The sequence below is a fragment of the Methanosarcina sp. WWM596 genome (assembly GCF_000969965.1).
Lineage (GTDB): Archaea > Halobacteriota > Methanosarcinia > Methanosarcinales > Methanosarcinaceae > Methanosarcina.
In genome coordinates this window covers 1,814,278-1,839,471 of the sequence record NZ_CP009503.1, presented here as the reverse complement: position 1 = coordinate 1,839,471, position 25,194 = coordinate 1,814,278, and the positions used below count along the sequence as shown (strand labels likewise).

Below are 25,194 nucleotides of genomic sequence, written 5' to 3'. Positions count from 1 at the left end.
TATTTTTGGGGTTAAGTTAGCTAGCAACAGATGAGATGAATTCCCCATGCCAGTAATCACCTTGCATTATGAAGACCTTGAGAAACTCACAGGAACAGATAAGGAGACCATCATAAAACGGGTGCCCATGATAGGAGCCGATATCGAAAGGATTGAAGACGAGTATGTCGATATCGAGTTCTTCCCTGACAGGCCTGACCTTTACAGTGTGGAAGGAGCAGCCAGGGCAATGCGGGGTTTTCTGGATCTTGAGACCGGGCTTCCCGAATATGCGATAAAGCCTTACGAGGTATCCATATCCGTCAGTGAGGATATCCTGAAGATCAGACCCTTCCTAGGGTGTGCGGTTGTAAGGGGAGTAAAGTTTACATCCTCTTCCATCAAGTCCCTCATGGACCTGCAGGAAGACCTGCACTGGGGCCTCGGGAGAAACCGGAAAAAAGTGTCCATCGGGGTCCATGACCTTAAAAATGTGAAACCTCCTTTCCGCTATATGGCAGTAGATCCCGGATTTGAGTTCGTGCCTCTCGATTATACTGAAAAGATGAGCATGACGGAAATCCTGGATAAGCACCCGAAAGGCACAAGGTTTGCCCATCTCGTAAGGGGTTTTGACAAATACCCGATCATCCTGGACGCAGATGACAATGTGCTGTCCTTCCCACCCATCATAAACGGAACACTTACATCCGTAACCGAAAGCACAACCGACCTTTTCATTGATGTTACAGGTCTCGGGGAAGCTGTCTACACGGCTTTGAATATTGTTGTTACAGCCCTTGCAGAAAGAGGAGGGCAGATCGAGTTTGTAAGGCTAATCCGTCCAGGGGGCGAAGAACTTGTCCTGCCTGACCTTGAGCCCAAAGAAAGGCTGCTTACCACAGGCGAAGTAAAATCCCTTATAGGCATGGAACTCTCAGTTGAAGAGATCGTAAAACAGCTTGAGAGGATGCGCTTTGGAGCATCTGCCCTTGATAAGGAAACCATTGAGGTAAAGGTGCCGGCTTACAGGGCAGATATCCTGCACAACTATGACCTTGTAGAGGACATTGCCAAAGGTTACGGCTATGAGAATATCAAAGTAAGGATCCCTGAGACTTATACTGCAGGCAAGTCCCACCCGATTTCCCTGATGCGAGCTCCAGTAAATGAAATAATGGTCGGTCTTGGCTATTATGAGGTTATGCCTTTTACGCTTACCAGTGAAAAGGTCAACTTTGAAAACATGTGCAGGCAAAAGACGGATGACGTTACCTACGTGCTTCACCCGATAAGCGAAGACCAGACAATGCTCAGGACAACCGTGCTTCCCAACCTGCTTGAAATCCTTGCCTTAAACCAACACAGGGAACTTCCGCAGAAAATCTTCGAGTTCGGCGAGGTCGTAAGCAACGAAACAACCAGCCAGCACGTAGCTGCAGTCTCGATCCATCCGCAGGCAAATTTCACCGAAATCTATGAGGTTGTAGACGCCTTCATGAGAGAAATGATGCTTCCTTATGAGGTAAAAGAGTCTGAAGACCCGGCTTTTCTCGAAGGCAGGCGGGCAGATGTTTATGTCAACGGCAAAAAACTCGGAGTCTTTGGAGAACTCCACCCCGAAGTAATAAACAATTTCACACTCGGATACGCCGTTGTAGGGTTTGAACTTGACCTGAACAACCTTATAGGTTAAAAGTAAAAATAACAATAAATAAAATTAAAGAGCAATAAATAAAAATAAATAACAATAAATAAAAATCAAATTTTAGTTAAGAAGAATTAAGAGGGAACTTTCCTCTCCTCTTCTTTCCTTTCCTTTCCTCTCCTCTTCTTTCCTTTACTTTTCTCTCCTCTTCTTTCCTTTACTTTTCTCTCAGCATCTTTTCCATTTCCGCTGCGATTTTCCGAACTTCAGGAATCTCATCGGTTTCAGCCAGCCTGTACACAAGCTCAAGCATCCTCTCTCTCAGGTAGTCCATGTCTTCAAGGGCAAAGGAGAGTTCTTCGATGAGAGCCCCCAGGCTTTTTGTTTCTATGAAATCTGCCAGCTTTTCAGGGTCTGCTTTTATCAGGAAGAGGGCTTCAGGGGAGTTAAAGTCCACATTATATTCTTCTTCAAAGACCCCTTTTGGAAGTGTTTTGAGCCACCTGACCCTCCTTATATGGCTGATAAAGTCAGTGATCTGCCTGTATTCGTAGTCCCCCGTAACCTTTCCGATCAGCACCTCATTTCTGGTCTTGAGGGGGACTGCCACAAGGTCTCCTTTCTTTATTTTTGTAACGAAAGAGCAGATATCCACTGCCCAGGTTTCGGAACGATCTCCCCGCATGCCGGGATATTTTTCGAGTATGAGTTTCTGTACCTGCTCTTCGTTTTTAATACTGGATAAATTCGGGAATTCAGCCCCTCCGATGGTAATCACGCTGTCTTCCAGAATTATCTCTTCGTCTTCCAAAGTGCCTGCGGCTTTGAGTAACCAGAGCTTCATAACCTGCCTCCAATTTATTTATTAATCTGGCAATAATTATATATTGTACGAACATTTATTCTTATAATGAGAATATTTTTTTCATTATGTGAACATTTTTTCCAGTCAAAAAAATTAATTTGATTAACCTTTTTAACCTTTAAATCTATCAGGACAGCCTTTAAGATTATTTTATTTACTTTTAAGGTAATCCTGATAACCTTTCCCTACCTTTGAGCTTCTACAGATTCGTACAGCTTCTTTGCTAATTAACTGTATCCCGCAGTCCCGGATCTCCGCAAGAAAAACTCTTTAAGTTTTCACTCCCAACTGCAGGTATGAGCAAGAAGGTCTTTGTCGGGGTTGACGGCTGCAGAGCAGGCTGGGTTGCAGTGCTCCTTGAAGGAGAAAATGAGAGTGAATGCAGCTGGAAAGTTGAACTTTTTCCGGAGTTTTCGTGCCTTGTTGATTTTTTGAAAAATAATTATATCCAGGCAGAGCCCTTTATTCTGATAGACATTCCTATAGGTCTGAAAACCGGAGGCAGTGGGGAGCGGCTTTCGGATCTTGGAGCCCGTAGAGTCCTGAAAGCCCGGAAGTCCAGCATCTTTCCTGTGCCCTGCAGGGAAGCAATTTATGCGGAAACCTATAAAGAAGCCTGTGAGGTCAATGAAAGGCTCACTGGAAAACGCATCTCGAAGCAGACCTGGCACATAGTCCCTAAAATCCGGGATGTGGATAGTTTCCTGGTTGAAAACGAAAATTTCAGGGAAAAAATCCGGGAGGTAGGGCCTGAGATATGTTTTCAGGCTTTTACAGGCTTTCCTATGAAATACCCGAAAAAGAAAGCCGAAGGTTTTCTTGAAAGAAGGGAAGCCCTTGGTAATTTCTGCCCATTTGCAGATGAAGTCATCGAATATGCCCTTGCAAAGTACAGGCGAAAGGATCTTGCAAAAGACGATATCCTGGATGCCCTTGCAGCTGCACTCACTGCAAAAATGGGGAACATTTATGGGTTTGTGTATGTGCCCCATGAACCTGAAACTGATAGTAAAGGATTGAAAATCCAGATGATTTACTGTGAATTCAAGGAAGTTAGAAATCGTAAAAATGCAGAATGAAACGTTGAGGAAGGTCAGAGTAAAAACAACCGGGTTAAAAGCTAGGTTAAAAACTGGGTTAAAAGCTAGGTTAAAAACTGGGTTAAAAACTGGTTCAACTAATATTTTAAAAAAGTTCAAAAGCCTGGCTTTTCTTCCAATGGTTCAGCCACCTGCATGCAATGCCAGAAAAGCTCTTTTCCCCAGCTTAAAGCTTTTTCCTCGGTGGATATAAGAATCTGATCCCTCAATTTGCCATCTTTTTCAAAAAGTTTAAGCGCAAGGAACCTGTCAGTTACAACAATTGAGGGAATGGGTGCGGGTTTCCGGCAGATAAATATTTTTGAATTCTTATTTTTAAACAGCCTGTCAGCTTCTTCCGGAAAACCGGAGAATAAGCGCTCTATAACATTTTCGGTCATGCAGAGAACATGCCTGGTGCCGTTTTCCGCAATGCCTGCATAAAGGGAAGGGGCTTCCGGATGGAAGTAGGATACAAAGGTAAGGATCTCTTTTGAACTCAGGAGTTTTTCCATGAAAAACTTAGGTGTCTCAAACAGATGTTCCGCATCAGGCTCAAGCAATTCACAGTGCCCAAGTTCGTCAATCCTCTCCAGAAGGAAGTCTGGAATCCGGGTTAAATCATGGGTCTTCCAGTAGTCTTCATTGACTTCAAAAACCTCAATTGTACTCAGGAGAGGCTCCATATTTTCAACTATTATTTTTCCTATTTCGGACAACCTGTAAATTTTCTTTTCCTCAATAATCAGGTGAGCATCTCTCATTTTTTTAATATGGGGCTGGATCGAGCCGGCACCTATGTTGAGCAACTCTTTGATTGTATCGATATCTCTTGGTTCTTTCCTCAGAAGAAATAAAAGATCTTTTCTCCTGTCAGAAAAAAGGATGAGATTAATAAGTGACTGTTTCATCTGCTCACCTGCAATTTACACTGTTACTTCTGTATAGTACCCTATGACTTTTTTTATTTATAATTCCAAAAAATTTTTTTATTGGTAATTCCTAAAAAGGTTTTCATTATAAGTTCCTAAAAAGGTTTTCATTTTTGAGCATAATTACTTCCCTATATTTTTATATTTAAAGAATATTTATTCTTACTGGAGTTGTGAGACCGCTGGATCTAAACATATATTCTTGTGGAAAATGTACATGCTCAAAAGAATCTGAGTTTACACTTGAGAATTTAACTGAGAACTTAACTGAGAACTTAACTGAAAACTTAACTGAAAATTTAACCGAAGGTTTAGCTGGAGAATTAACTGATAACTCAGCCAATCTAGATAATTGTTCAGTTAAAGGTTCAACTGCAGGCTCTATTAACGGTCCAATCACTGTGAGCAACCCGTATAAAAACTCCATCGGAATGGAGTTTGTCCCTGTCCCTGCAGGAGAATTTGATATGGGTTCTTCTTCCCGCGAGAAGCGCAGAAAGCTCTGGGAAAGCCCTGTACACAGGGTATCTATAAAAAAACCCTTTTATCTGGGCAGGTATCCAGTTACGCAGGAACAGTGGAGTAAAGTTATGGGGTATAATCCTTCCGATTTCAGGGGTGAAAAGTACCCGATTGAAACTGTTTCCTGGGAAGAAGCGCAGGCTTTTATTCGAAAACTTAATGCCGTTGAAAATATTGGTGAAAAAAGCCCAGTTTATCGCCTCTCCACAGAAGCCGAATGGGAATATGCAGCAAGGGCAGGAACCACAGGCAGTTATTTCTTCGGTGACTGCGAACTCAAACTCACAGAATACGCCTGGTTTCTCAAGAACTCCGGACTTGAAGCTCACCCTGTCGGTTTGAAAAAGCCCAATCCTTGGGGACTTTATGATATATACGGAAATGTAGGGGAGTGGGTACAGGACGAATACCATATCAGCTACAAAGGAGCGCCTTCAGACGGCAGGGCATGGGAGAGTCCCTTCCCAAGCGTATCTGTTCCTGTACGTATAAGAAGGGGTGGGGGTTGGAACGGAAATGCAGGATGCTGCAGGTCGGCTGAAAGGCTTTTTGCAGCGCAGGACAGGAAGCTTAACAGCCTGGGATTCAGGGTGGTTAAGGAAATATAATTACCAGGAAGTATAATAGTGTCTTTTTTAGAGGACAGATCATGAACTTAAATTATGTTCCCATTTGTCCACACTACATTATTAACATCAACTGACGATACAGAAAGTAATCCACCGTTAATCTTCTTCTCGACCATATAAAAATAAAGTCCGAATCTCATTTTTACGCATAATTCTTTTTAGAAACGTGCAGGGGTTTTTTGACACCTATTGCTCTGCAGGGAATGGGACTAAATTTATAGATGTAGATTAATAATTAATGTAATAATCTCTCCAAAGTTCTACCTAACAATCCACTCAAACGTCTACCGTAGCCGAAAATAAAGTGATACTGTATTAATTTTATTACAAAATTACCAAAAATATTTTATAATAGGACTGCATAGACTTTGGATGTCAACTTAGAAATTCAATAACAGGTAAATGAAAACTTTTTAAAAAGAAGAGTTGACCTGGCTAAAGGCCGTGATTAATTAAACAGGAGGTATTGACCAGAGGAGCAATATCCCATGGTCAGTAGCAAATTTTGAGCAGTAGAAGCCAAAACTTCTAACATCTGGCCACCTCCAGTGACTGGTTCCTAGAAAGTAATTGGAGAGTGGAGACTCTGTGTGCAACGTGTCCGCCCCACATAAATCGCAGAGAACCGAATTGGATAGGTTCAAAAATATTACGCAGACGTAATATGATATTTTGAATAACAGCATAGAACCGACCTGATTAGATAATCTAACCTAATCTAATTAGATAGATCGGAAAAGAAGTATTACGAGTACGTAATATAAAATTTTAAGAGAATATTAGGGGAAATATATAGAATTACCCTATAAATGTTGATTTTACTTAAATCCCTATAAAAATCCAACCCAAAGGTGATACGATGCTAAGAAGACAGCTAGGAACCCTATTCCTGGTAACCTGCCTTATTTTAACTACTTTACCCACTGTATTAGGCGGTCAGGACACAAAAACTATAACTGTTGCCGGAGATGGAAGCGGAGACTACAACTGTGACGGAAAAGACGATCACGTCCAGATTAACCAGGCGCTGGAATATGCAGCAAATAATCCAGGCACAACTGTCCACCTTAAAGGCCCATTCACATATGTTATAGGCGATTCACTTCTGATAGGTAGCGCTACAACCCTTGAAGGAGATTCCGGTGTAACACTTAAACTTGCCCCAGGACTACCAGTATGGGGTGGGCGTGAGAGTAGTATTGCAGGAAAGAAAGCTATGCTTATGATTAGAGGCAGTTCTGCAACTGATGTTACAATAAGAAACTTGACGGTTGATGGTAGTCAGAGTGACTATTATTCTGGTGTCAAGCTTGGAACTTCCTGTTATAACATGGCAACTATAGTAAATTGCAATGGATTAACAATTCAGAAAGTTACATTCCAGAACGGATGTAATGATGCTATGCTGATTTCAAAGTCCAGCAACGTAATGATAGATACGGTAACCGTAAACAAATGTGGACATGACGGCGTATATGCCTATCATGTAAATGGCATTACAGTTAAGAATTCTAAATTCATTAACAGGACTAATTCATCCGTTCGGTTCGATTCCGTTACCGATGGAGTCATGAAAAACAACGAATGTACCACATCCGGCGGCGGATATGCAGGCCTGGAATTACAGGGAACTCTTAAGAACATAGAAGCTTCTGGAAACCATTTCCATGACTTAGCTGCCCCTGCAATAGTACATTTAAACACACAAGAAAGCAATGTAAATATCCACGATAACAAAATTGTAAATTGTGGATAAGGAAACTTTATTAATTGGAAAACTCTCAGTTAATGAACTGAGAGCCAATCCAATTCATTTTCCTGAACATATATTAAGATTAAAACTTATGTGGTTGCCTGCTATGCAGTTAACTTTTAAGTTTACACAATTTTTAAGAAATATACACTAAGGAATAATCTGGTTTTCTCAGGAATTTATTAACAGCATTTCCTGTAATGCTCCACTTTGTTTCAAACCACTACATGTTCTCATTCTTTGTATTTCAAATCTTAGAAATGCTCTTATTGCTATCATAATACGTGCTCTCTGCACACAATTTCTCCTTGCCTGAAAGCGTTCTACTCCACAAAACTGTTTAATTCCCTGTGGTATCCAATTTTCCAGGCTTTCCTTGACAACTCTTCTCTTCCTGCATATTCAGTATATCTATAGCCAGGTATTTCCTATCCCCATCTTTGGAAACTATCCAAAATACCTTAATAAAACAGTATTCCTTCAGATGAACCGTTACTTCAAATAAGCCGTTACTTCAAATGAGCCGTTACTTCAAATGAGCCGTTACCTCAAATGAGCCGTTACTTCAAATGAGCCGTTACTTCAAATGAGCCGTTACTTCAGATGAGCCGTTACTTCAGATGAGCCGTTACTTCAGATGAGCCGTTACTTCAGATGAGCCGTTACTTCAGATGAGCCGTTACTTCAGATGAGCCGTTATTCCGTTTGGTGGAGTAATTAATAATTCAATAGAAAACATAGGGGAGTGGGTACAGGACGAATACCATATCAGCTACAAAGGAGCGCCTCCAGACGTCAGGGCATGGGAAAGCCCCTCCCAGGATTTGTCCACCTTGGTAAGAATAAGAAGGGGGTGGGAGCTGGAACGGAAATGCAGGCTGTTGCAGGCCGGCTGAAAGGCTTTTTGCGGCACAGGATAAAAGGCTTAACAGCCTGGAATTCAGGATTGCTAAGGAGGTTTGGTTATCTGGAAAACCCCCTAAAAAATTTTATGCCCGTTTATCCATTTCGCTGTTTTTTCATTCTTCCTTTCAGTATTGAGTGAATTTTTCCCTGATCTCCATACAGAATCCCGGGCAAATTTCATTCGTTCTTTCTGCTTATGGTCCCCTTTGAGCTCCCCGTCTCCAGGATTACAGAAGCAGCCAGTTTTAAAGAGATATCTGCCTTATTTGCTGCGTCCTGTGCCATCTGGCAATCAAGAGGTGTTTCATCTACATGGATGAGGTTAAAAGCAATTGTCTCCCCTCACTTCTCAATTACGGATGGGCCGTGAATCCTTTCTATGTGTTTCATTCCAATTTCCAGGGCAGGTATGCTGAGATAATTGATAGTGCCGTCTTCAAAGGCTTCAAAGGCTTCAAAGGCTTCAAAGGCTTCAAAGGCTTCATTGCCCTGGCGCAGCCGATACCAAAAATCAGTATGGCTTTCATTGCGGTCGGAAATCGATTCATAAACCTTCAGCAGGAAATCTGTTAAATCTCCAGATTTAGTGGGTAGTTGACTCACGTATTTTCCACAGGCAACTATCAAAGCAGGAAGTTTGTGTGGAATATTGATCATACTTCGCTGCGTCGACTGTTAATCTTTTATTGGTACAAGGGCTGATTTATCTAAACAAGCTGCTTGAAATGCAACTTTTCAACAAATATGTGCCATCCCTTTTTCTGACGGGCACGGTTTTTCTATCCCGGATTCAGTTCCATTTTCAAGGAATTGGCAGGCTTTTTCGAGGTCTTCGACTATAATTGTTGCCATGTCCGGAGTAAAGTTTTCTCTTACGACTATGCGCATTATCTCGATATCCGCCGCATTTTCCGGGAGACAGTAGGCAGGGACTATCCAGCCCCTTTCCCTCAATTTGTGTGAGAGCTGGAGCAGGGAATAGCCAGTCTCCTCTTTTTGTCTGAAAGCAATTATAGGGAGCCGTTCTCCTTTGTTCAGCATTTCGAAACGGCCCAGACTGTCAACCTTCTTTGCGAGATCCTGGGAAACGTCAAGGATTTTTTTCATTATTCCGGTATAGCCAGCTCTTCCGAACCTTAAAAAATTGTAATATTGAGCCGCAACCATTGCACTGCCTCCTGAAAAGTTCAGGGTGTACGAATCTTCCATTTCCCCAAGGTAGTTTACATGGAAAATCAGGTCTTCGGGGAGGGCATTTTTATTACGGAAGATCAGCCAGCCAAGGCCCGGATAAGTCAATCCGTACTTATGCCCTGAAACATTTATGGATTTTACTCTTTCCAGCCTGAAGTCCCACTCAAAATTCGGTTCGGTAAAAGGCAATATGAAGCCGCCACTTGCAGCATCGATATGGATAGGTATGTCCCAGCCTTTTTCTTTTTCATATTCCAGAAGTAAATCGTTAATGTCTTTTACAGGATCTATTTCTCCTGTAAAGGTTGTCCCCAGGACGCAACCGACACAGATTGTGTTCTCGTCAATCCTTTCTGCGACAGCTTCAGCCGTGATTGTGCGCCTATCTTTATCTATAGGAACTTTTCTGGCATCAACATCAAAGTACCTGGCAAACTTATCCCAGCAAACGTGAGCATCGTTTCCGAAAATTATGTTTGGTTTATCCGTACCTCGCTCAGATTTTTTCCAGTTCCATTTATGAGCCAGCAATCCCAGCATTATAGCTTCTGAAGAGCCGGCGGTTGACGTGCCCACAAAATCGGTGCGATGGCCATTAAAAAGGCGCCCGAGCATATTCACAATATTGTGGTGAATAACTCTGGAAGTTTGGGGATATTCGAAAACATCTATGATATTTTTGCTAATATTTTCCATAACAAGCTTATCTGCTTCCGGTTCCATCCATGTGTTGACAAAGCTTGCCAGATTAAGGAAAGGATTGCCGTCGAGGCTCTGCTCATCATGTACCAGTTGATAAGCTGCCCTCGGGCTCATACCATCCTCGGGAAATTCATACTTTGGAATACCTTTTTCTCCTGTTTTTGGGACATACCTAGCACTGTATGCTCCAACACGGTATTTTTTAGACTCATCCATACTTTCCAGATTCATTTTCCTTGAAATCATAACTTTAACCCCCCACAGATACAGTAACAAACTCCTCTGTCTTCCCGGCTTACTTTGAAAAAAACGAAAAATACAAAGCTGCTGAAAGACGAGTTTGGGTTTCTAATTAATTATCTCCATTCCTTTTTATAATAACCGTCTAATTTATTTTGTTATTGAGAAAATTTCCATAACACTGTTTTCATTTCGATAGCAATTGTGATTTTTAAATAAAAACTCCCTGAAGAGACTTTATGGTAATCACAGAAATGAGTTGGCACCCTTGACCTCTGCCTGTAAAAATCAGGCAGGGGTAAAAAAGGAGTTTCAGGTGCTTTCAACGATTTAGGAGGCGATTTAAGGTTTGTGTCTGTCGTGTAGAGACACTTATCTATACTACCAGCTGATATTTAATACTTTCATTGATATTCTTGCTACATCATGACAAATATATTATTTATAATCTTACCAACATAAAACTATTGTTTTTCTCAAACGTTTGCGGATACAGGTTGATAAAATATTAGAAATAAACCCAAAAATCAAAAGTCGCATAACATATTAAAAATACAAAAATAAAAAAATAGCAAAACATGACAGTGTGCCCGATTAAAGAAATGTTGAAACAGCGTTCAAGAAAGGTATCGGGATGAAGAAAAAACGGGACTTCTTTATTCTGCTCTTTACTTACAAATTTCAAAAGCTCTACAAGCCCGAGAAAAATAATCCGGATGCCCATGGCTAAGGGAAATAGCTTTTATTCTGCCAGGATCAGCCTTCAAAAACTCTGCGTTAGTGAACTACCCCGCCCTGCTTTCTGATGAAAGCGAGGACGGAGCTTCCTTCGAGTGATTACGTCACCTGGATATTTGCATAATGAAATTATCCATCTGTAATCCTGTTTGTCGAAGATTATCAGAATCTTTCTGATAGCCTGTCTACAAAACATTTTGTGATAAGAATCGCTTCATGATGTTGATAGCACTATTTCTATCCCTATCAATTACGTTTCCACAATCACATTTCATAGTTCTTTCCCAAAGAGGCATATCTTGTCTTTTCTTCAGTTGGATTGATCTTTATCTTCTTCGTCAGATGCATATTTGCCCTGGTTATCCACATATTGCTTCAGTATATCTAAGGTTACTTGCCCTGTTTATGCGATAAAATACGATCTTGACCAGAACGTATCTTTCCATAACATAGTTTTTACTTCTGGAAAATTCTTGCGAATCTCCCTTGAAGTTATTGTCTTGATGGTGTTAATATACTTTGGAATATCAAGCGAAGGTTTTGCTGAAAATAATAAATGAAAGTGTTCTTTATCACACTCGATATTCAGCACTTCAACATCGAATGTTTCACTTATCTATGGATTTTTGTTTTGAGAAAATCAACAACTAAAGGGTTCGTTAGAGCTTTTCTCCTATATTTCACACACTGAATGAAATGAGAATAGAGTAAATACACAGAATGATTTCCAAGATACAGTTTATACTGCATAGTTATAACCATATTGATATACTTATAAATATAAATAATTATGTTACTGTTGTTTTGTAGAAGTTGATGGCTTTCATCCCCCACCTGCCAGCCTTCGGCTGTCGAGGAAAGGGACTTCCCGCCTTAGAGTTAAAAATGCAGGCTGGAGTAACTGCTGCATCCATCAACACAGTGTGCTCTTCATTCCCTGCCCAGACTTTGATTACAGGTCTATAGAGAGTAGAAGGCGTTTGATCTTTTAAGTTATTCAAATATCCGGGGAGACTACCTGCCCGGCTTCTTTCCCCACGATTAGAGTAACCATTGTGGGTTCGTTTAAGAGAAAGGCAATTACAACGGCGAGGACTGTGGCGTGCGAGGTCCTGTGCATGCGCGATGAGTTCTTCCCTGGAAATCCAAAGTTCTGAATAACGTTTCTTCAACGCTTCGATACGTGAGGATACTACTGTCTCGGGCGACAGGATTAATTTCCATGTACAGCTTTTACTCCCGAGTCGGGTTTCAATAAACCTTTCAAATAGAGAAACCCTTTTGTCAGGGATGATATGATAAAAGCTACTCGGGATAGGGGGCAATTTCCAGGGTAATCAGTTTTGTTCATTATCAATTCATTCCCCTCAGGGACGTTTTTCTATGATGTCAATATGATTTCTTCCTTAGGCGGCTGTTTTTGAATTATTGTATCACTTTCAAGAGAATCTTGGTACAGGTTTATATCAGGGCGCATTTAATATTGGGCTTTACCTCTTTATTTTACAGGATAATTATCTATCCATATCTGACATTTTCGACCTTTATAAGTTAACAGGAGCAGTTTGAAATAAGAGAACGGAGTTTGGAATAAGATTTCTCGGAGAATTTGCCGCCCATCAGGGGAGGTTGGGTGTGTACCGAATTCTCATCACAAAAAGAGTTACTCTAAACCGAATTACACGGAACTGATACTATGGCAAATGATTTTAGAAAAGTAGGAAAGACAGGCAAAACCAAAGGTGCAGGCAGAGCTGATAATGCCGGTGGCACAGCCTATGACCGCCTGAATAAAGCACTTAAGCCTTATGAGAAAACCCTTAAGAAAAACCCTGAGGATGCAACCGCCTGGGCAGGTAAAGCCGCAGTGTTTCTAAGGCACAGAATGTACAGGGATTCCCTGAAAGCCTTTGAAAAAGCTCTTGAAATCGAACCTGAGAATCCTGCCTACCTTTACGAAAAAGGTTTCACACTTCTTCAGCTCAACAGGGATGAAGATGCCCTGCAGGCTTTTGACAGGCTGCTTGAAATCAAGCCAAACAGCGACAAGACCTGGAACCTTAAAACCTTAGTCCACTGCAGGCTCGGACAGCACGAAAAAGCCCTTGCAGCCTCTGAAAAAGCCCTTGCAGCCAATCCCAAACTTGCAGGTGCCTGGCACGCAAAAGGCTCTGCCCTCGCTGACCTCGGCAAATACGAAGAAGCCATAACGGCTTATGATACCGCCCTCAAAATAAACCCGAACCTTTCCCGAGCCTGGGAAGGCAAAGGCTTTGCTCTCTACAGCCTGGACAGACATGTGGAAGCCTTAATAGCCTACGATGCCGCCCTCAAAATAAACCCTGACAATGCAAAGACATGGGTCGGAAAAAGCCTTGTCCATCTCAAGCTCGGTAAACATAAAAAAGCGCTTGGGCCCTGCAGTCAGGCCATCTCAATAAAGCCCAATTTTGCGGAAGCCTGGTACTGTAAAGGTATGGCACTCTCCGGCCTGGAAAAAAATGAAGAAGCTTTTGGAGCTCTTGAAAGAGCTCTCAGGATTAATCCGGACTATGCCGAAGCTCGAAAAGCCAGAAATTCCTTGAGCTCAAAACTCGGATTCGACCTGAATGAAGAGGAAGACGAAGAGGAAAGAGAAGAGGGAAGGCCGAAAGTAAGCAGAAGTGTATGGACAAGGAAGGAACCAACAAGCGAGATAATGAAGAAAAGTTGGGGTCAGGGGAGAAAGCAGAGAGGAGAGAGACCTAAAAAAAGTGAATGGACAAGGAAAGAGCCAAAAGAAGAGAAGACTGAGAAAAACATGAGTAAAGGACGGGAGAGAAAAAAGTAATTTTCAATCCGTTCATATTTTGGTTAGATGCTTAACCACCTGCTTAGAGTATATGGTTAATCTGTTCTATAAGGCTGGAAAATATATCCTCTCCTGCAAGGACAAGAATTAGATATTACCGGATTCAATTTTTTTATAATATAGTTTTTATGCCATTGGCCAGGAGAAAGATTTTCCTGCACTCTGTTTAGTGAGATCTATTCTACAGTTAAACCAGAATTATTTTTTTGGAGAAACCAGATTGAATTAGAACCACTAAAAGTAAGAAAATATGAAAGAAAGCACCAGAACAGTGATTTCTGCGCTCGTCTTATTTTTGCACTCGTCTTATTTTTGCACTCGTCTTATTTCTGCGCTCGTCTTTGTTCTCCGGTTTATCTATTTTTATTCACATCGGATTCTTTCAGATGGATTTTTATATTTTGAAGTATCTTCATCCAGAAAATTAGTCCAATTATATAAGTTTGCAAAAATTTTTTGATGACCTTGAAGGTGATCTTACGCTTCAAAATGTGGCTCAAGTGTGTGATATAAATTGCCCGACGGAAAATCCTCTAAGGCACGGTCCGAATGTCCTGTTAAACATTTTTAACGACATGGAGTTCAATAGTCCTCTGTATTACTTTACTCTGCCAGGTTTCACTCTTGTAGCAGTCGGGTTGTATATATACCTTAATGATGTGCAACCCTTTTATCCTGGCGGAAGTTTTAATCTCGAGTCTGCTGTTTTGATGTCGCTGCTGACTTTCATTGGGATTTTTATGGCTTTTACCGGAATACTGCTACATTCGATAGCTGGTTTGATCAGATATAAAGCTAACAATTTCTGAGAATCAACAGTGGAAACGAGACTAAAAAACCCTGAATCAGGTCCACAAGGTAAAATGAAAGGAATAGAGAAATGAAAGGAAAAAATAAACCTTTCTTTTCCAGCGCTCGAGTAGATGTTAATGATTTTGCCATTTTTTCGGGAGGAAAGGGAATATATTTCTGGAAACAAAATTCCTGAAAACAAGTTAGGAGTTAAAAAATATCTTAAATGAAAGACCTGAAAAAAGAATTCAGGAGAAAAAGCCTGAAAGATGTAAATAATGCAACTGAATCATTTTACCGGATCATGTAACTGAATCATTTAATCGCATCATGAAACCAAATTATGTAACAGTGACCTTACTGAATCTCCACCTTGCAATCAAAAACATTATTCCTGCAAAAGCCAGCAGGGCAAAATAGGAAATAAAGATCTCTCCCTGTGTGTAAGTATAACGGATCCCAATTGCAGAAAAATCGCTTCCGATTGCAAAATACCTGATCCCACTGACAAGATGAGTGAGTGGGTTGATTGTGGACAGAGCGCGGAGCACAGGCGGGAAAGAGTCTACAGGATAAAGTGCATTGCTTGTGAAAAAGAAAGGCATGGTAAGCAAGGTTATTACTGCCTGCATCCCTCGGGGCTTTCCATGGTTATTGCGATTGCAGCCGAAAGGAAAAGAAATCCGAGGGAAAACGTGCCTACAAAAACCATGATCCCGGCCAGAGAGTAAAGGATCTGCACCGGAGGGTATCCTTCAAAAAACTGGACCCCGAGCAAGAGCCCGAATATCATGATAACGGATGCCTGAATAAAGGACTTGGTCATGCCGGAAAGCCCTATACCTATTATCACATGAATTCTTGGAATCGGACTTGAAAGGGTTTCACGCATGAGCCCCCAGTTTTTGTCAAAAAGCAGCACTGTTCCTCCGAACAGGCTTGTAAAAAGTGTGGTCATTGCAATAACGCCTGCTCCTATGAAGGTCAGGTAGCCGACAGTCCTGACTCCAGGAAGGACCGGGAGAGTTGCAGTCAACCGATCAAAGTTGTTGGACATCGCAATCCCGAAAAAGGCAAGCCAGAGTGCCGGCTGGACAAGAGACGCAAACAGGAGGGTCCTGAACCTGACAAACCTGAGCATGTCCCGCCAGTAAATGGTAAGAAAACCCGTGTGCATCTTTTAGCGCCTCCGTGCCCACACGATTGCCACCGACCCATTCTCTGCCCCCTCGTCCCTGAACTCCCTGCCGGTGTAGTGGACAAAAACATCATCCATTGAAGGTTTTTTGAGGTTTACAGCCTTAACCCTGATCCCCCCGTTTCGAAGTATATCCATGATCTCAGGCAGCAGATAGGTGCCGTCCTCATTGACCATGACAACAATTCCCTTTGTTTATTTCCTGATACCTTTTACGCTGGAAAGCCCTTTGAGCAAACCTGAAGCAACAGCATTGTCGCTGGTTTCAAGGTAAATAAGGTCTTCACCAAGGGCGTTTTTTAATTTCCAGGGCTTGCCCGTTACAATAATTTTCCCGTGGTCTATGATGCTTATCCTGTCACTGAGCTTGTCAGCTTCGTCCATATAATGGGTTGTCAGGAAAATGGTTGTGCCCTGCCGGTTGATATCCTTCACATATTCCCAGATCCTTATCCTTGTCTGAGGGTCAAGCCCGATTGTAGGCTCGTCCATAAAAAGCACTTGTGGGTGGGTCATAAGCCCCCTCGCAATCTCAAGCCTGCGCTTCATCCCACCGCTGAGGTGCCTTGTAAGAGTATCCCGCTTTCCTTCAAGCTCGACCAGTTTAATCAACTCCTCAATCCTTTCCTGCCTTGCAGCTTTCGGCATGGAATAGAGTCTTCCATGGTACTCCAGAATCTCCCTCACAGTCATATCCCTGTCAAGGGTCAGTTCCTGAAAGACAATTCCTATAGATTCCCTTATCTTTTCAGGGTCGGTTTTCACATCAAACCCTGCAATCCTTACGCTCCCTTTCTGGATTGGCAAAAGGGTCGTCAGAATATTGATTACAGTACTTTTCCCTGCCCCATTTGGCCCTAAAAATGAGAAGTTTGCCTCCGGATCAAAAATTTTTACACTTTCTCTCTTCTTTGCAAGGCCACCAGATAAGCTGGCGGAGGCGCTTATATTTATATGTGAATTCAAAAGAGGTTCCCGAGGTTAAGGGAAACAGTCTTCGGAGAAGGAAGACATTTCTGAACTCAATTTATATAGTGACGGTATGAATTCTCCTGTTACTTTTTGAGTTGCAGGTGAGACAAGTTCAGCCCTGTAAGGAGTAGAATAGAAAAACAAGAAATTCAGCCGGATATTCCGAATAATATCAACCGCATAATCGGGAACCACCAACATTTTGGCAAATCGTTCTTTTCATAAGCCTGGCTAAAGAAAGGCAGCAAAAATTAATTGCTCCGGAGGACAAAGAGAAATCAAACAGATCAGCAGAATAATTTGTACATGATGGATGAGCCGGATTATCTGTTGTTCAATTTGCAGAACTTCAGGTATGCTGCCAGGGAATAAAAAAATGGAATCTTTAGAGTTAGCGTAAACCATCTGTTGAGTTCTTGTAAGCTTCTATGACATCCTGGACTGACTCAAAGATATGGTCCCTACCAATCATTTTGGTTATGCCGTCCCTATCCAGCTCATTAATTACAGGCCGCACCACTTCACTTAATACAAGAGTAACACCCAGTTTTTGCAGCTGAATGCATACATTTTTTAACGCCTCTATAGCGGTGAAATCTATATCTCCAATGTTCGTTGCAGAAATGCAAAACCACTTAAGTGAGCCATCTTTTTTGGCAAGTTCAATTATTTCTTTTGTGAAACGGTTTTCGTTAGCAAAGTAGAGATTTGAACCAAAACGATAGATCAACAGGCCTTCAACAGCTTGCTGTCCTTTTTCAAGTGGAACTGCCCTCATGGCTCCTCCGGGTTTTGGAACAAGCAGCAGGTTAAGAGGTCTGTAACTGTGGCGCAGGTGAGCAATGATCGAGAGTAAAATAGCTATCACTATTCCCTGCTCGACGCCTATAACTACGACCGTCATAGCTGTTATCAGGGCGACATTGAATTCGACAGGGCGCTGTCTGTGAAGAGCGGTCATCCCTTCAGTATCGATAAGTCGCAGGCCAATTAGGAATACCACCGATGAAAGTACGGCTGTGGGCAAATAGGCAAATGGCCTTGTAAAGAACATAAGAACTATCAGGACTATGAAGACTGTTGTGAGCTGAGTCAGCTGGGTACGCCCTCCGGCACTTCTGACCATCTCGGTCTTGGTCGGGCTGCCGTTGACCACGAAAGTGCCTGATATCCCTGCTGCTGCATTAGCGAGGCTCAATCCGATGAGATCTGAATTCTCATTGAATGTGTCGGAAAACTTCATAGCATAAGCCCGGGACGTTGCAGCACTCTGGGCAAGGATGATAATAAAACAGGCTACTGAGATGTTAAGGAGTTTTGGGATATCAGAAAGTGGGACTTGAGGAAAAGATAGATGAGGCAAACCTCCGGGTACTGTATCAAGGATGTTAATCCCGTAAAAAGAAAAATCGAACATCCAGCTTGCAGTAATTGCCCCGATGATTGCTATTAGTGCACCTGGAACTTTGCTTCCAATCCTTTCGCTAAGAATAATAATCCCGATTACGGATAACGAGACTATGAGTGTGGGAATATTTGTAAGAGACAGGTCTCTCAATAAAGACGCAAGCTGCATAAATGTTCCAGATGACCCTGTGGATATCCCAAACATCCCACCAAGCTGTGAGATCGAGATACTGATGCCAACACCGGTAAGAAATCCTATCAGGACCGGGTGAGAAAGGAAATCAGCTAGAAAACCGAGTTGTAGCAAGCCTGCAAGAAGAAGAAAGATTGCTACAAGTAGAGCGATCATGCCTGCATATGCAATATATTGAGGAGATTCTGGCACTGCTATTGTTATCAGTCCACTCGCTATAATCGCCGCAGTTGCAGAGTCAGCTCCGACTACAAGATGTCGGGATGACCCGAAAATGGCAAAGGCTAGCATTGGAAGCAGGATTGTGTAGATCCCGGTAACTAAGGGCATACCTGCAATCTTAGTGTACCCCATAACCTCAGGAATAGCAAATGCTGCGAATGCGATCCCTGCAGTGATTTCCAGGGGTATTTGTTTAGGGTTGGAGGGTAATGCTCCCTGGAAGAGGGGGAAGTGAAGGAACCTTTTAGGATTTTGTGCAGGTGCCATATTCGCTTTAATCTCCTAATAAAAAATATTTATGGATTTGAATTCATGTTTCAATCATAATTCATCTATTGGCTTTTAATCAGTATACGTTTTCGAGTTAAAGTTATATTTATAAGGATCAATAAATTAGATTGGTTTTGTATCGTAATTAAATGAAGCAGAATAGAAAAGGGGAGCAAAATGATAGAGATTATACCGGATTTGCCGGAAAACGTCGTTGCAGCTATTGCAAGTGGTAAGGTAACTAGAGAAGATTATGAAAAGGTATTGATTCCTGCAATCGAGGACAAAATACGAAAGTACGGGAAGATTCGTATGCTCTATCAATTGGGCCAGAATTTCACAGGTTTTACCCATGATGCCATGTGGGACGATGCCAAGGTTGGAATATGGCACCTCACTGCATTTGAAAAGATCGCAGTTATCTCAGACGTGGACTGGATAATTGATGCAGTTAAAATATTTAAGTTTGTTATTCCATGTCCGGTGAAAACCTTTAGAAATGAAGAGTTTCCTGAAGCAAAGATCTGGATCAGTGAATGAAAACAGGAAAAATAAAGTAATGAAAAAAAATATGAAAGCTTCTCTTACGACTCCAGAGTTTCTCTGTTTGTAGTCATCTTCATAGAGAAGCTCGTAATTTCCACTTCACTGCGGTGGGATTAACACCTTATCTATTTGATGAATTACCCCATTGCTGGTCAGGATGTCCGCTTCTGTTATGTTTGCGCCTCCAACCTGAATGCCATTGGCTGTCACATTGACAGCGAGTTCTCTTCCTTCAAGTGTCTTGATACTTGTCATGTTTTCAATATCATTTTTCATCAGTATTTTCCCAGCAACAACATGGTAGGTTAAGACTTTATTCAGTTCCTGGGTATTGTTCTCAAGCGCAGGAACCGCATTTACAGGAAGTTGGTCAAAAGCTTCATCAGTTGGAGCAAAAACAGTATAAATTCCATCCTCAGCCAGAGTCATCTCAAGCCCCGCAACGTTGATAAGCTCAACCAGAGTTGCGAAGTTTCTGTCAGCTAACGTTTGCACAATGTTCCTATCACTTTTTTCCACGACATTTAAAATTTCTTGTGGAACACCTTCAGCTTCTTTTGTTAAATTCTCGCTTTCATTTACCACTTTTTTAGTTTCGTTCTCTGGTGCCTTTTGAGAACAGCCGGAAGCGAATAACACTAATGAAATAAGCATCATTGCAATAAGCACAGAACCGAAAAGTTTTATTTTCCCGATAATCTCATCCCCCTTGATAATTTCATCCCCCTTTGATCCCATCCCTCTCTTTATTTATAGAGGTTCATTTTAAGTTTTCTTTGTTAGGTTTTCACCTATATTTTCAGCTTTTTTTGTTAAGTTCTCGCTTTCATTTACCACTTTTTTAGTTTCATTCTCTGGTGCTTTTTGAGAACAACCGGAGGCAAATAATATTAGTGTGACAAGCATCACTATAATAAGCACAGAACCGAAAAATTTTATTTTCCCGATAACTTCATCCCCCTTTCATTCATACATACATTTGGTAATATATCCCCTATGAATAATATAGATGGGCCTTTATATAATTTTTCTCTCACACGTTGCTACTTCTCCTCCAAACCCTCTTCAAAAATGGAATTAAAAAAGTAAAATTTTGTCTGAACCGGTCTGAATTTTTGAATTCATCGATGCTTTCAATTATTATTAATCTTTGAGCATCGGAACATCAGATGCTATTTCTTTAAAAGAGATATACTCCCTTAAATCAGATTTCAGAATCCTCTTGATCTCTACCCAGTTGCTGTCTCTGGTTTCCGTAAACACATACCCGAAGAGCCCGTATTTCTCATGGTCAGTTTTCCTGAGTTCAAGAGGCTTTTCAAAGTCTGAAAGCAGTTTTTCGTAATCGAAGGTTTGTACCGCTTTTGAATTAATTTCTGCAGGCTTATTCAATATCACAAGGCAGAAACTCTTCCCTTCCTTTCCTGCAAGAACCTTATTCCAGTTCGGTTCAAGCTGCTCAAAGAAATACCTGTAGGTGTTAATTCCATAGGCAAAATGTGCAATATCCGTTGTGCACCAGCCCGCAAAGCGGATCGGATTCAGTTCTATTATCTGGATTCTCCTGTCTTTTCCTACTCTCAGTTCCATATGGAGAGGGAAATTCCTGAGCCCAGCAAGCTTTCCTATTTCTTTTAAAAGATCTTCAACAGTTTCCCTGTAATTTTCTATAATAGCTTTCGAAGTAAAGTATACCCTATCACTTACATCGTTTTCCGAGGAAAAGATATGCTTCAAGATATCGAGGACTACAGGCTTTCCCGCGCGGTTGAAGTAAGCGTCAACCGCAAATTCTTCTCCTTTAATATTTTCTTCGATAATGAAGTTCCCGGTATCAAGCACCTGAACCGGATAGCGTCCTTTAACTTCCTCGACTTCGGCTTTTATACGCCAGAGGACTGGTTCCCATTCTTCGTCGGTCGAAACCTTGTACACTCCGAGGCTGAAAAAACCTACATCAGGCTTTATGATGAAAGGTTTTTTAATCTCCTCAACCCGAATTTCGTCCAGCTTTTCAAACTCAACACCCTGGAAATAAAAGTCAGGGTATATTCTTTCCAGCAGTTTTCTGAATTTGATTTTGCTCTTGAAAAGCTCTATTTTCTCAGGTAGCTCTGTAAAACCCAAATTTTCCGATATCCAACCAATAGAATTTTCGGAATTGGAATAAAGGGCGTATTCGCCCTCTTCTTTTATTAATTCGATAAACTCGGCTTCTTCAAGAAGCTTCAGCCTTTTTTCCACATCAATTCCAGCTGCCATTTCATTTTTTAGAACAGGAATCTGCATTTCTGCAGCAGTATCTTTCAAAAATTCAGATACGTAGGGGTGATCGAGTATTAACATTTTTCTAACCTTTTTTATGATTGTTGAACCTGGAAACATGAACCCGGAGAAATCTGAACCCGAAGAAATCTGAACCCGAAGAAATCTGAACCCGGATAATAAAAGAGGTTAGTAATATTTATTTTGGCGCTATTAGAAATCTCTTCATCTCTTTGTATCAGGATGTGTTGCGGGAAATTAGTTTTAAGAGAATGTTTTTGTCATTGGAGTCTATCCAGCCAGTAATATAAAGGACTACAGCAAAAACAGGGACAGAGGCAGCACTGAGGATGAGGATATCCGTATATGGACTTAACAGGGGAACGAGCAGAGATATCATGCCTGCGCCTATAAGGGAGAAACGGCTACTTTGAGCGAATTTTCATGTAAAAGATTTTTACGAATCCAGAAAAGCCCGAACATAATAGACCCTAATACTGAAAGTACGGTGGCGACAGCAGCACCTACATAGCTATTTGAAGGAATCAGGACCAGGTTTAAAAATACGTTCAAGAATGCTGCTAAGATGGCTGTTTTTGAGATTATCTGCTGGTTTCCGCTTGAAACGCGTGTCGAACTGATAAGAACACTTTGGAACGTGATGGCTGTTGCCCAGATAAGGATCTGCAACGCAATTACTGATTTCCGATATTCAGGGCTGTAGAAGGTCAGAATGATTTTCTCTGAAGCAAAGGTTACCAGGACTGCAATCAGCAGACCTGCTGCAAACAGGCACTTAAAATATTTAGACATTAAAGGAAACGTGAATGTTGTAAACACTTCCGGGAGGAAGACAAGCGCGTCCGTGGACGGTAGGCTGCAGAATAAAAAAAGCACGAACCGAAAAGAAAGACAATGCTCATTAATTCCAGAAGGACAGCTTCATCGAAACCAGGCAATAAGTGGAATACATTGGTTATAATTGCGCTCCAGGCATGAAGATAACAGACATCAATGTAATCGCAACTTTTAGGAGCTTCTATTGGTTCGATCCCTTTTATATACAAAACGAGATGCTTTTCAAAATGCTGATTGATAGTCTTTCCTATCAAAGCCCTACCCGCAAAGGAATTCCTCAAGGGCGTTAAAGATTCCAGCTTTGAGTATTCTGAATATATCAACCGGTTTATCCGGAACCATCAAAAATCAACCGATTTATCCGGAACCATCAAAAATCAAACGATTTATCCGGAACCATCAAAAAATAAGTAAAGGGAAAAAAGGCTGAGAAATTAAGGTTCATCATCCATTTTCCAGTTTATTCAGTTCCTGAATTCTTAATTCCACAACGTACATGGCATCTTCAAAGAGCTGCCTGTTGATTTCGATCCCGAAATATTTCTTGAGTTTTTCTTCAGGAGGCATTGTCGAACCTGCAGAGAGGTAGGAGATGTAGTTTTTGTTAAAGGTTTCCGGCCCTTCCCTGTACTGCTTGAAGAGGGCGAGAGTTATTGCCTTTGATATCGCATAGTTGAAAGTATAGTAGTTATTTGTCAGGTAGATGTGGTTAATGTAGGTCCATTCCGCAGAATCTTCAGCGTAATATTCTACTGAGTCACTCCTGTATTCTTTAGAGAGAGCTGTCCAGAGGGCATTGAGTTCTGCTCCATTGACAATTCCGTTTTCATTGCTTTTTTCAGCACAGAGCTGGTGGGCCTTATATTCGAATTCTGTGATCATTGGCTGGCGGGTAAAGTAGTTCTGGTATTCCCCTATATGCTGGGCAAGCACGGCAACTGCGGTTTCCTTATCCAAGTTTTCGACCACATAATCAACAAAGAGTTCTTCGTTGAAAGTGGATGGGACCTCCATTTCATATATCTGGCCTGTGCAGTAGAGATAATCCACGGAATTACCCATCAGATAGAAATTAATTCCGTGCCCGAGCTCATGAGTAAGAGTCTTCTGGTCACTGATAATGCCGTTGTAGTTCATAAAAATCAGAGCCGGAGCCTTCAGAGCAAAGAGCCCGTAACAGTAACCTCCGGGCTGTTTTCCGTTTTCAGGTGCAGGATATACGTCTATGAAATTTCCGGTTACTGTTTTTAAGAAAATTTCGTTGAAGCGGGGGTCCATCCCGGCATAGGATTTCTGGATCTCCTGTACAGCATCTATGTAAGTATAACTTTTAGCAGGTTGACCTTGACCTGTCAACTGTAGCATAAGGTCATACGGCCTGAGGGTCTCAAACCCTAGCTTTTTCTTCCTGAACTCATTATAAGCTTCAAATACGGCTTTTCTCTCCTTAAAAACCGTATTCATATCCTCAACCTGATTTTTTGTGAGATAAAGGTTGTACAGACTGGATTCGTAAGAGTCCGGGTAGTTTAGTTGGCCTGCAGCAAGGTCATCAAGTCGGGCTTTTTCCGAATAGAGAGAAGCCATTGAATCGGACTCATTTATCAGATGGTAAAACCTTTGATCATAACATCTTTTCCTGTTTTCCCGATTCTGGTCTGTTGAAAGCAGGATATTGTAAGACTGGGAATTTACTAAAAACTCTTCCCCGTTCTCAAGAGTTATACTTCCTGCCATGGTAACTTTATTGGTGATTTTTGAAAGAGCATCAGTCTCCAGTTTCATGCGCTGATTTTCGAGCTCTGCAAGATAGACAGCCTGAGCTTCATCCGCTGGCCTGTGCTCTGCAAACCTCATATAGGTCGCTTCAAGATAAGCTCTGTATACCTCAAGTTTGGGTTCTTCGGAAAAGAGCCGATCCCAATCCCCCTTATTGAGTGAGGTCAGTTTCACGGTTGCAAAGGCGTTAACCTTTTTATATTCGGTAATCAGATCCTGAGTATCCGATAGAAGAGAAATGAAGAACTTATCATTCACATTCTTGGTGAGCTGAGTGTATGCATAGGTGTAGAGAATATCAATAGATCTTGAAAACTCTTTTTCAGCTTCCAGGTATCTGAGTAAAGCAGTCCCGGACAGGTTTTCAAATTCAGGACGATAAGTTTCGTTTATTTGTTCCGAACTCTTTTTTAATGCCCCGAGCTTTTCTAAGGCATCTTCCCTACTACTGAAAAGATAAGAATTGTTCCATTCTGTGGTAACTTCATCAAGGTTAAGCTCTTTAAACATGTGACTCTCTCCTGTGCTTATGGAAGACTTCTCTGCTTTTCCGGAAGTCCCACACCCTGAAAAGACTGTAAAAACCAATTAATACTCCGGGATAACTGAACCGCTTAATTAACTTTTGTCCCATAAAACCGCTACCCTCCGGTT

The 25,194-nt window shown here is 41.5% G+C and carries 27 protein-coding genes; 6 read left to right on the top strand and 21 right to left on the bottom strand.

Annotated elements, in window-relative coordinates; all coding sequences use genetic code 11:
• Positions 1 to 46: 46 nt before the first annotated feature.
• Positions 47 to 1,675 carry a phenylalanine--tRNA ligase subunit beta gene (pheT, locus tag MSWHS_RS08115; protein ID WP_048158916.1) on the top strand — a complete coding sequence of 543 codons (1,629 nt, stop codon included), beginning with the start codon at positions 47 to 49 and terminating at the stop codon, positions 1,673 to 1,675.
• A gap of 169 nt (positions 1,676 to 1,844) precedes the next feature.
• On the opposite strand, the gene MSWHS_RS08110 is transcribed toward pheT, so the two are convergent.
• Positions 1,845 to 2,471, bottom strand: coding sequence for a restriction endonuclease (locus MSWHS_RS08110; protein WP_048128087.1), 627 nt, complete (start codon positions 2,469 to 2,471; stop codon positions 1,845 to 1,847).
• 317 nt (positions 2,472 to 2,788) lie between these two features.
• Between MSWHS_RS08110 and MSWHS_RS08105 the strand changes: the two genes are divergently transcribed.
• Complete coding sequence (locus MSWHS_RS08105) at positions 2,789 to 3,571, top strand: DUF429 domain-containing protein (RefSeq protein WP_048128089.1); 783 nt, start codon at positions 2,789 to 2,791, stop codon at positions 3,569 to 3,571.
• Between the two features lie 116 nt (positions 3,572 to 3,687).
• Here MSWHS_RS08105 and MSWHS_RS08100 read toward each other — a convergent pair whose 3' ends face one another.
• A complete protein-coding gene (locus tag MSWHS_RS08100) occupies positions 3,688 to 4,482 on the bottom strand; it encodes a winged helix-turn-helix domain-containing protein (RefSeq protein ID WP_048158915.1) in 795 nt (264 codons plus the stop codon).
• Between the two features lie 166 nt (positions 4,483 to 4,648).
• Positions 4,649 to 4,903 (bottom strand): hypothetical protein, encoded by a 255-nt coding sequence (locus MSWHS_RS21380; RefSeq protein ID WP_231585656.1) that lies wholly within the window; start codon positions 4,901 to 4,903, stop codon positions 4,649 to 4,651.
• 1 nt (position 4,904) lies between these two features.
• Between MSWHS_RS21380 and MSWHS_RS08095 the strand changes: the two genes are divergently transcribed.
• Complete coding sequence (locus MSWHS_RS08095) at positions 4,905 to 5,633, top strand: formylglycine-generating enzyme family protein (protein ID WP_231585655.1); 729 nt, start codon at positions 4,905 to 4,907, stop codon at positions 5,631 to 5,633.
• A gap of 880 nt (positions 5,634 to 6,513) precedes the next feature.
• A complete protein-coding gene (locus tag MSWHS_RS08090; protein WP_048128095.1) occupies positions 6,514 to 7,410 on the top strand; it encodes a right-handed parallel beta-helix repeat-containing protein in 897 nt (298 codons plus the stop codon).
• 769 nt (positions 7,411 to 8,179) lie between these two features.
• Here the strand turns inward: MSWHS_RS08090 and MSWHS_RS20910 are convergent.
• The 7 genes from MSWHS_RS20910 to MSWHS_RS21965 all read right to left on the bottom strand — a co-directional run bounded on the left by MSWHS_RS20910 (position 8,180) and on the right by MSWHS_RS21965 (position 12,307).
• Positions 8,180 to 8,320: a hypothetical protein gene (locus MSWHS_RS20910; protein ID WP_197074047.1), complete on the bottom strand. Its 141-nt coding sequence runs from the start codon at positions 8,318 to 8,320 to the stop codon at positions 8,180 to 8,182.
• 335 nt (positions 8,321 to 8,655) lie between these two features.
• The gene (locus MSWHS_RS08080) at positions 8,656 to 8,970 is read right to left on the bottom strand and encodes a hypothetical protein (protein ID WP_048128099.1); all 315 of its coding nucleotides are present in this window, start codon (positions 8,968 to 8,970) and stop codon (positions 8,656 to 8,658) included.
• Between the two features lie 78 nt (positions 8,971 to 9,048).
• Entirely contained in the window at positions 9,049 to 10,455 is a 1,407-nt protein-coding gene (locus MSWHS_RS08075) for a glutamate decarboxylase (protein ID WP_048128101.1), read from the bottom strand.
• 917 nt (positions 10,456 to 11,372) lie between these two features.
• A complete protein-coding gene (locus MSWHS_RS19155) occupies positions 11,373 to 11,483 on the bottom strand; it encodes a zinc ribbon domain-containing protein (protein WP_082088339.1) in 111 nt (36 codons plus the stop codon).
• Between the two features lie 107 nt (positions 11,484 to 11,590).
• Positions 11,591 to 11,779: an IS200/IS605 family transposase gene (gene tnpA / locus MSWHS_RS21375; protein ID WP_231585654.1), complete on the bottom strand. Its 189-nt coding sequence runs from the start codon at positions 11,777 to 11,779 to the stop codon at positions 11,591 to 11,593.
• Positions 11,780 to 11,975: 196 nt separating this feature from the next.
• Complete coding sequence (locus tag MSWHS_RS20905) at positions 11,976 to 12,188, bottom strand: hypothetical protein (protein ID WP_048158912.1); 213 nt, start codon at positions 12,186 to 12,188, stop codon at positions 11,976 to 11,978.
• Positions 12,185 to 12,307 (bottom strand): hypothetical protein, encoded by a 123-nt coding sequence (locus MSWHS_RS21965; RefSeq protein WP_255350459.1) that lies wholly within the window; start codon positions 12,305 to 12,307, stop codon positions 12,185 to 12,187. Before MSWHS_RS21965 ends, MSWHS_RS20905 begins: the two co-directional genes overlap by 4 nt.
• Positions 12,308 to 12,883: 576 nt before the next feature.
• Between MSWHS_RS21965 and MSWHS_RS08060 the strand changes: the two genes are divergently transcribed.
• Positions 12,884 to 14,017 carry a tetratricopeptide repeat protein gene (locus MSWHS_RS08060; protein ID WP_082088100.1) on the top strand — a complete coding sequence of 378 codons (1,134 nt, stop codon included), beginning with the start codon at positions 12,884 to 12,886 and terminating at the stop codon, positions 14,015 to 14,017.
• Between the two features lie 1,154 nt (positions 14,018 to 15,171).
• Here the strand turns inward: MSWHS_RS08060 and MSWHS_RS21370 are convergent.
• From MSWHS_RS21370 to MSWHS_RS08040, 5 genes are all read right to left on the bottom strand, one after another.
• Positions 15,172 to 15,462 (bottom strand): ABC transporter permease, encoded by a 291-nt coding sequence (locus tag MSWHS_RS21370; RefSeq protein ID WP_231585653.1) that lies wholly within the window; start codon positions 15,460 to 15,462, stop codon positions 15,172 to 15,174.
• Positions 15,450 to 16,007 (bottom strand): ABC transporter permease, encoded by a 558-nt coding sequence (locus MSWHS_RS08050; RefSeq protein WP_231585652.1) that lies wholly within the window; start codon positions 16,005 to 16,007, stop codon positions 15,450 to 15,452. Before MSWHS_RS08050 ends, MSWHS_RS21370 begins: the two co-directional genes overlap by 13 nt.
• A gap of 3 nt (positions 16,008 to 16,010) precedes the next feature.
• Positions 16,011 to 16,205 carry a DUF4162 domain-containing protein gene (locus MSWHS_RS21365; RefSeq protein WP_231585651.1) on the bottom strand — a complete coding sequence of 65 codons (195 nt, stop codon included), beginning with the start codon at positions 16,203 to 16,205 and terminating at the stop codon, positions 16,011 to 16,013.
• Positions 16,206 to 16,223: 18 nt separating this feature from the next.
• On the bottom strand, positions 16,224 to 16,994 hold the full coding sequence (locus MSWHS_RS08045) for an ABC transporter ATP-binding protein (RefSeq protein WP_231585650.1): 771 nt from the start codon (positions 16,992 to 16,994) through the stop codon (positions 16,224 to 16,226).
• Positions 16,995 to 17,391: 397 nt separating this feature from the next.
• Positions 17,392 to 19,089 (bottom strand): SulP family inorganic anion transporter, encoded by a 1,698-nt coding sequence (locus MSWHS_RS08040; RefSeq protein WP_048158911.1) that lies wholly within the window; start codon positions 19,087 to 19,089, stop codon positions 17,392 to 17,394.
• Positions 19,090 to 19,269: 180 nt separating this feature from the next.
• Here MSWHS_RS08040 and MSWHS_RS08035 point away from each other — a divergent pair, with 180 nt between their 5' ends.
• Positions 19,270 to 19,632: an STAS/SEC14 domain-containing protein gene (locus tag MSWHS_RS08035; RefSeq protein ID WP_048128108.1), complete on the top strand. Its 363-nt coding sequence runs from the start codon at positions 19,270 to 19,272 to the stop codon at positions 19,630 to 19,632.
• Between the two features lie 105 nt (positions 19,633 to 19,737).
• Here the strand turns inward: MSWHS_RS08035 and MSWHS_RS08030 are convergent, their stop codons facing one another.
• From MSWHS_RS08030 to MSWHS_RS08015, 6 genes are all read right to left on the bottom strand, one after another.
• On the bottom strand, positions 19,738 to 20,376 hold the full coding sequence (locus tag MSWHS_RS08030; protein WP_197074046.1) for a fasciclin domain-containing protein: 639 nt from the start codon (positions 20,374 to 20,376) through the stop codon (positions 19,738 to 19,740).
• Between the two features lie 27 nt (positions 20,377 to 20,403).
• Positions 20,404 to 20,544, bottom strand: coding sequence for a hypothetical protein (locus MSWHS_RS20160; RefSeq protein WP_197074045.1), 141 nt, complete (start codon positions 20,542 to 20,544; stop codon positions 20,404 to 20,406).
• A 237-nt stretch (positions 20,545 to 20,781) separates the two neighbouring features.
• Positions 20,782 to 21,948: an ATP-grasp domain-containing protein gene (locus tag MSWHS_RS08025; protein WP_231585649.1), complete on the bottom strand. Its 1,167-nt coding sequence runs from the start codon at positions 21,946 to 21,948 to the stop codon at positions 20,782 to 20,784.
• Between the two features lie 193 nt (positions 21,949 to 22,141).
• Positions 22,142 to 22,303 (bottom strand): hypothetical protein, encoded by a 162-nt coding sequence (locus tag MSWHS_RS21360; RefSeq protein WP_231585648.1) that lies wholly within the window; start codon positions 22,301 to 22,303, stop codon positions 22,142 to 22,144.
• Between the two features lie 8 nt (positions 22,304 to 22,311).
• Positions 22,312 to 22,716 (bottom strand): polysaccharide biosynthesis C-terminal domain-containing protein, encoded by a 405-nt coding sequence (locus MSWHS_RS21355; protein ID WP_052722654.1) that lies wholly within the window; start codon positions 22,714 to 22,716, stop codon positions 22,312 to 22,314.
• A 489-nt stretch (positions 22,717 to 23,205) separates the two neighbouring features.
• On the bottom strand, positions 23,206 to 25,128 hold the full coding sequence (locus MSWHS_RS08015; protein WP_231585647.1) for a M3 family oligoendopeptidase: 1,923 nt from the start codon (positions 25,126 to 25,128) through the stop codon (positions 23,206 to 23,208).
• Positions 25,129 to 25,194: the final 66 nt, after the last annotated feature.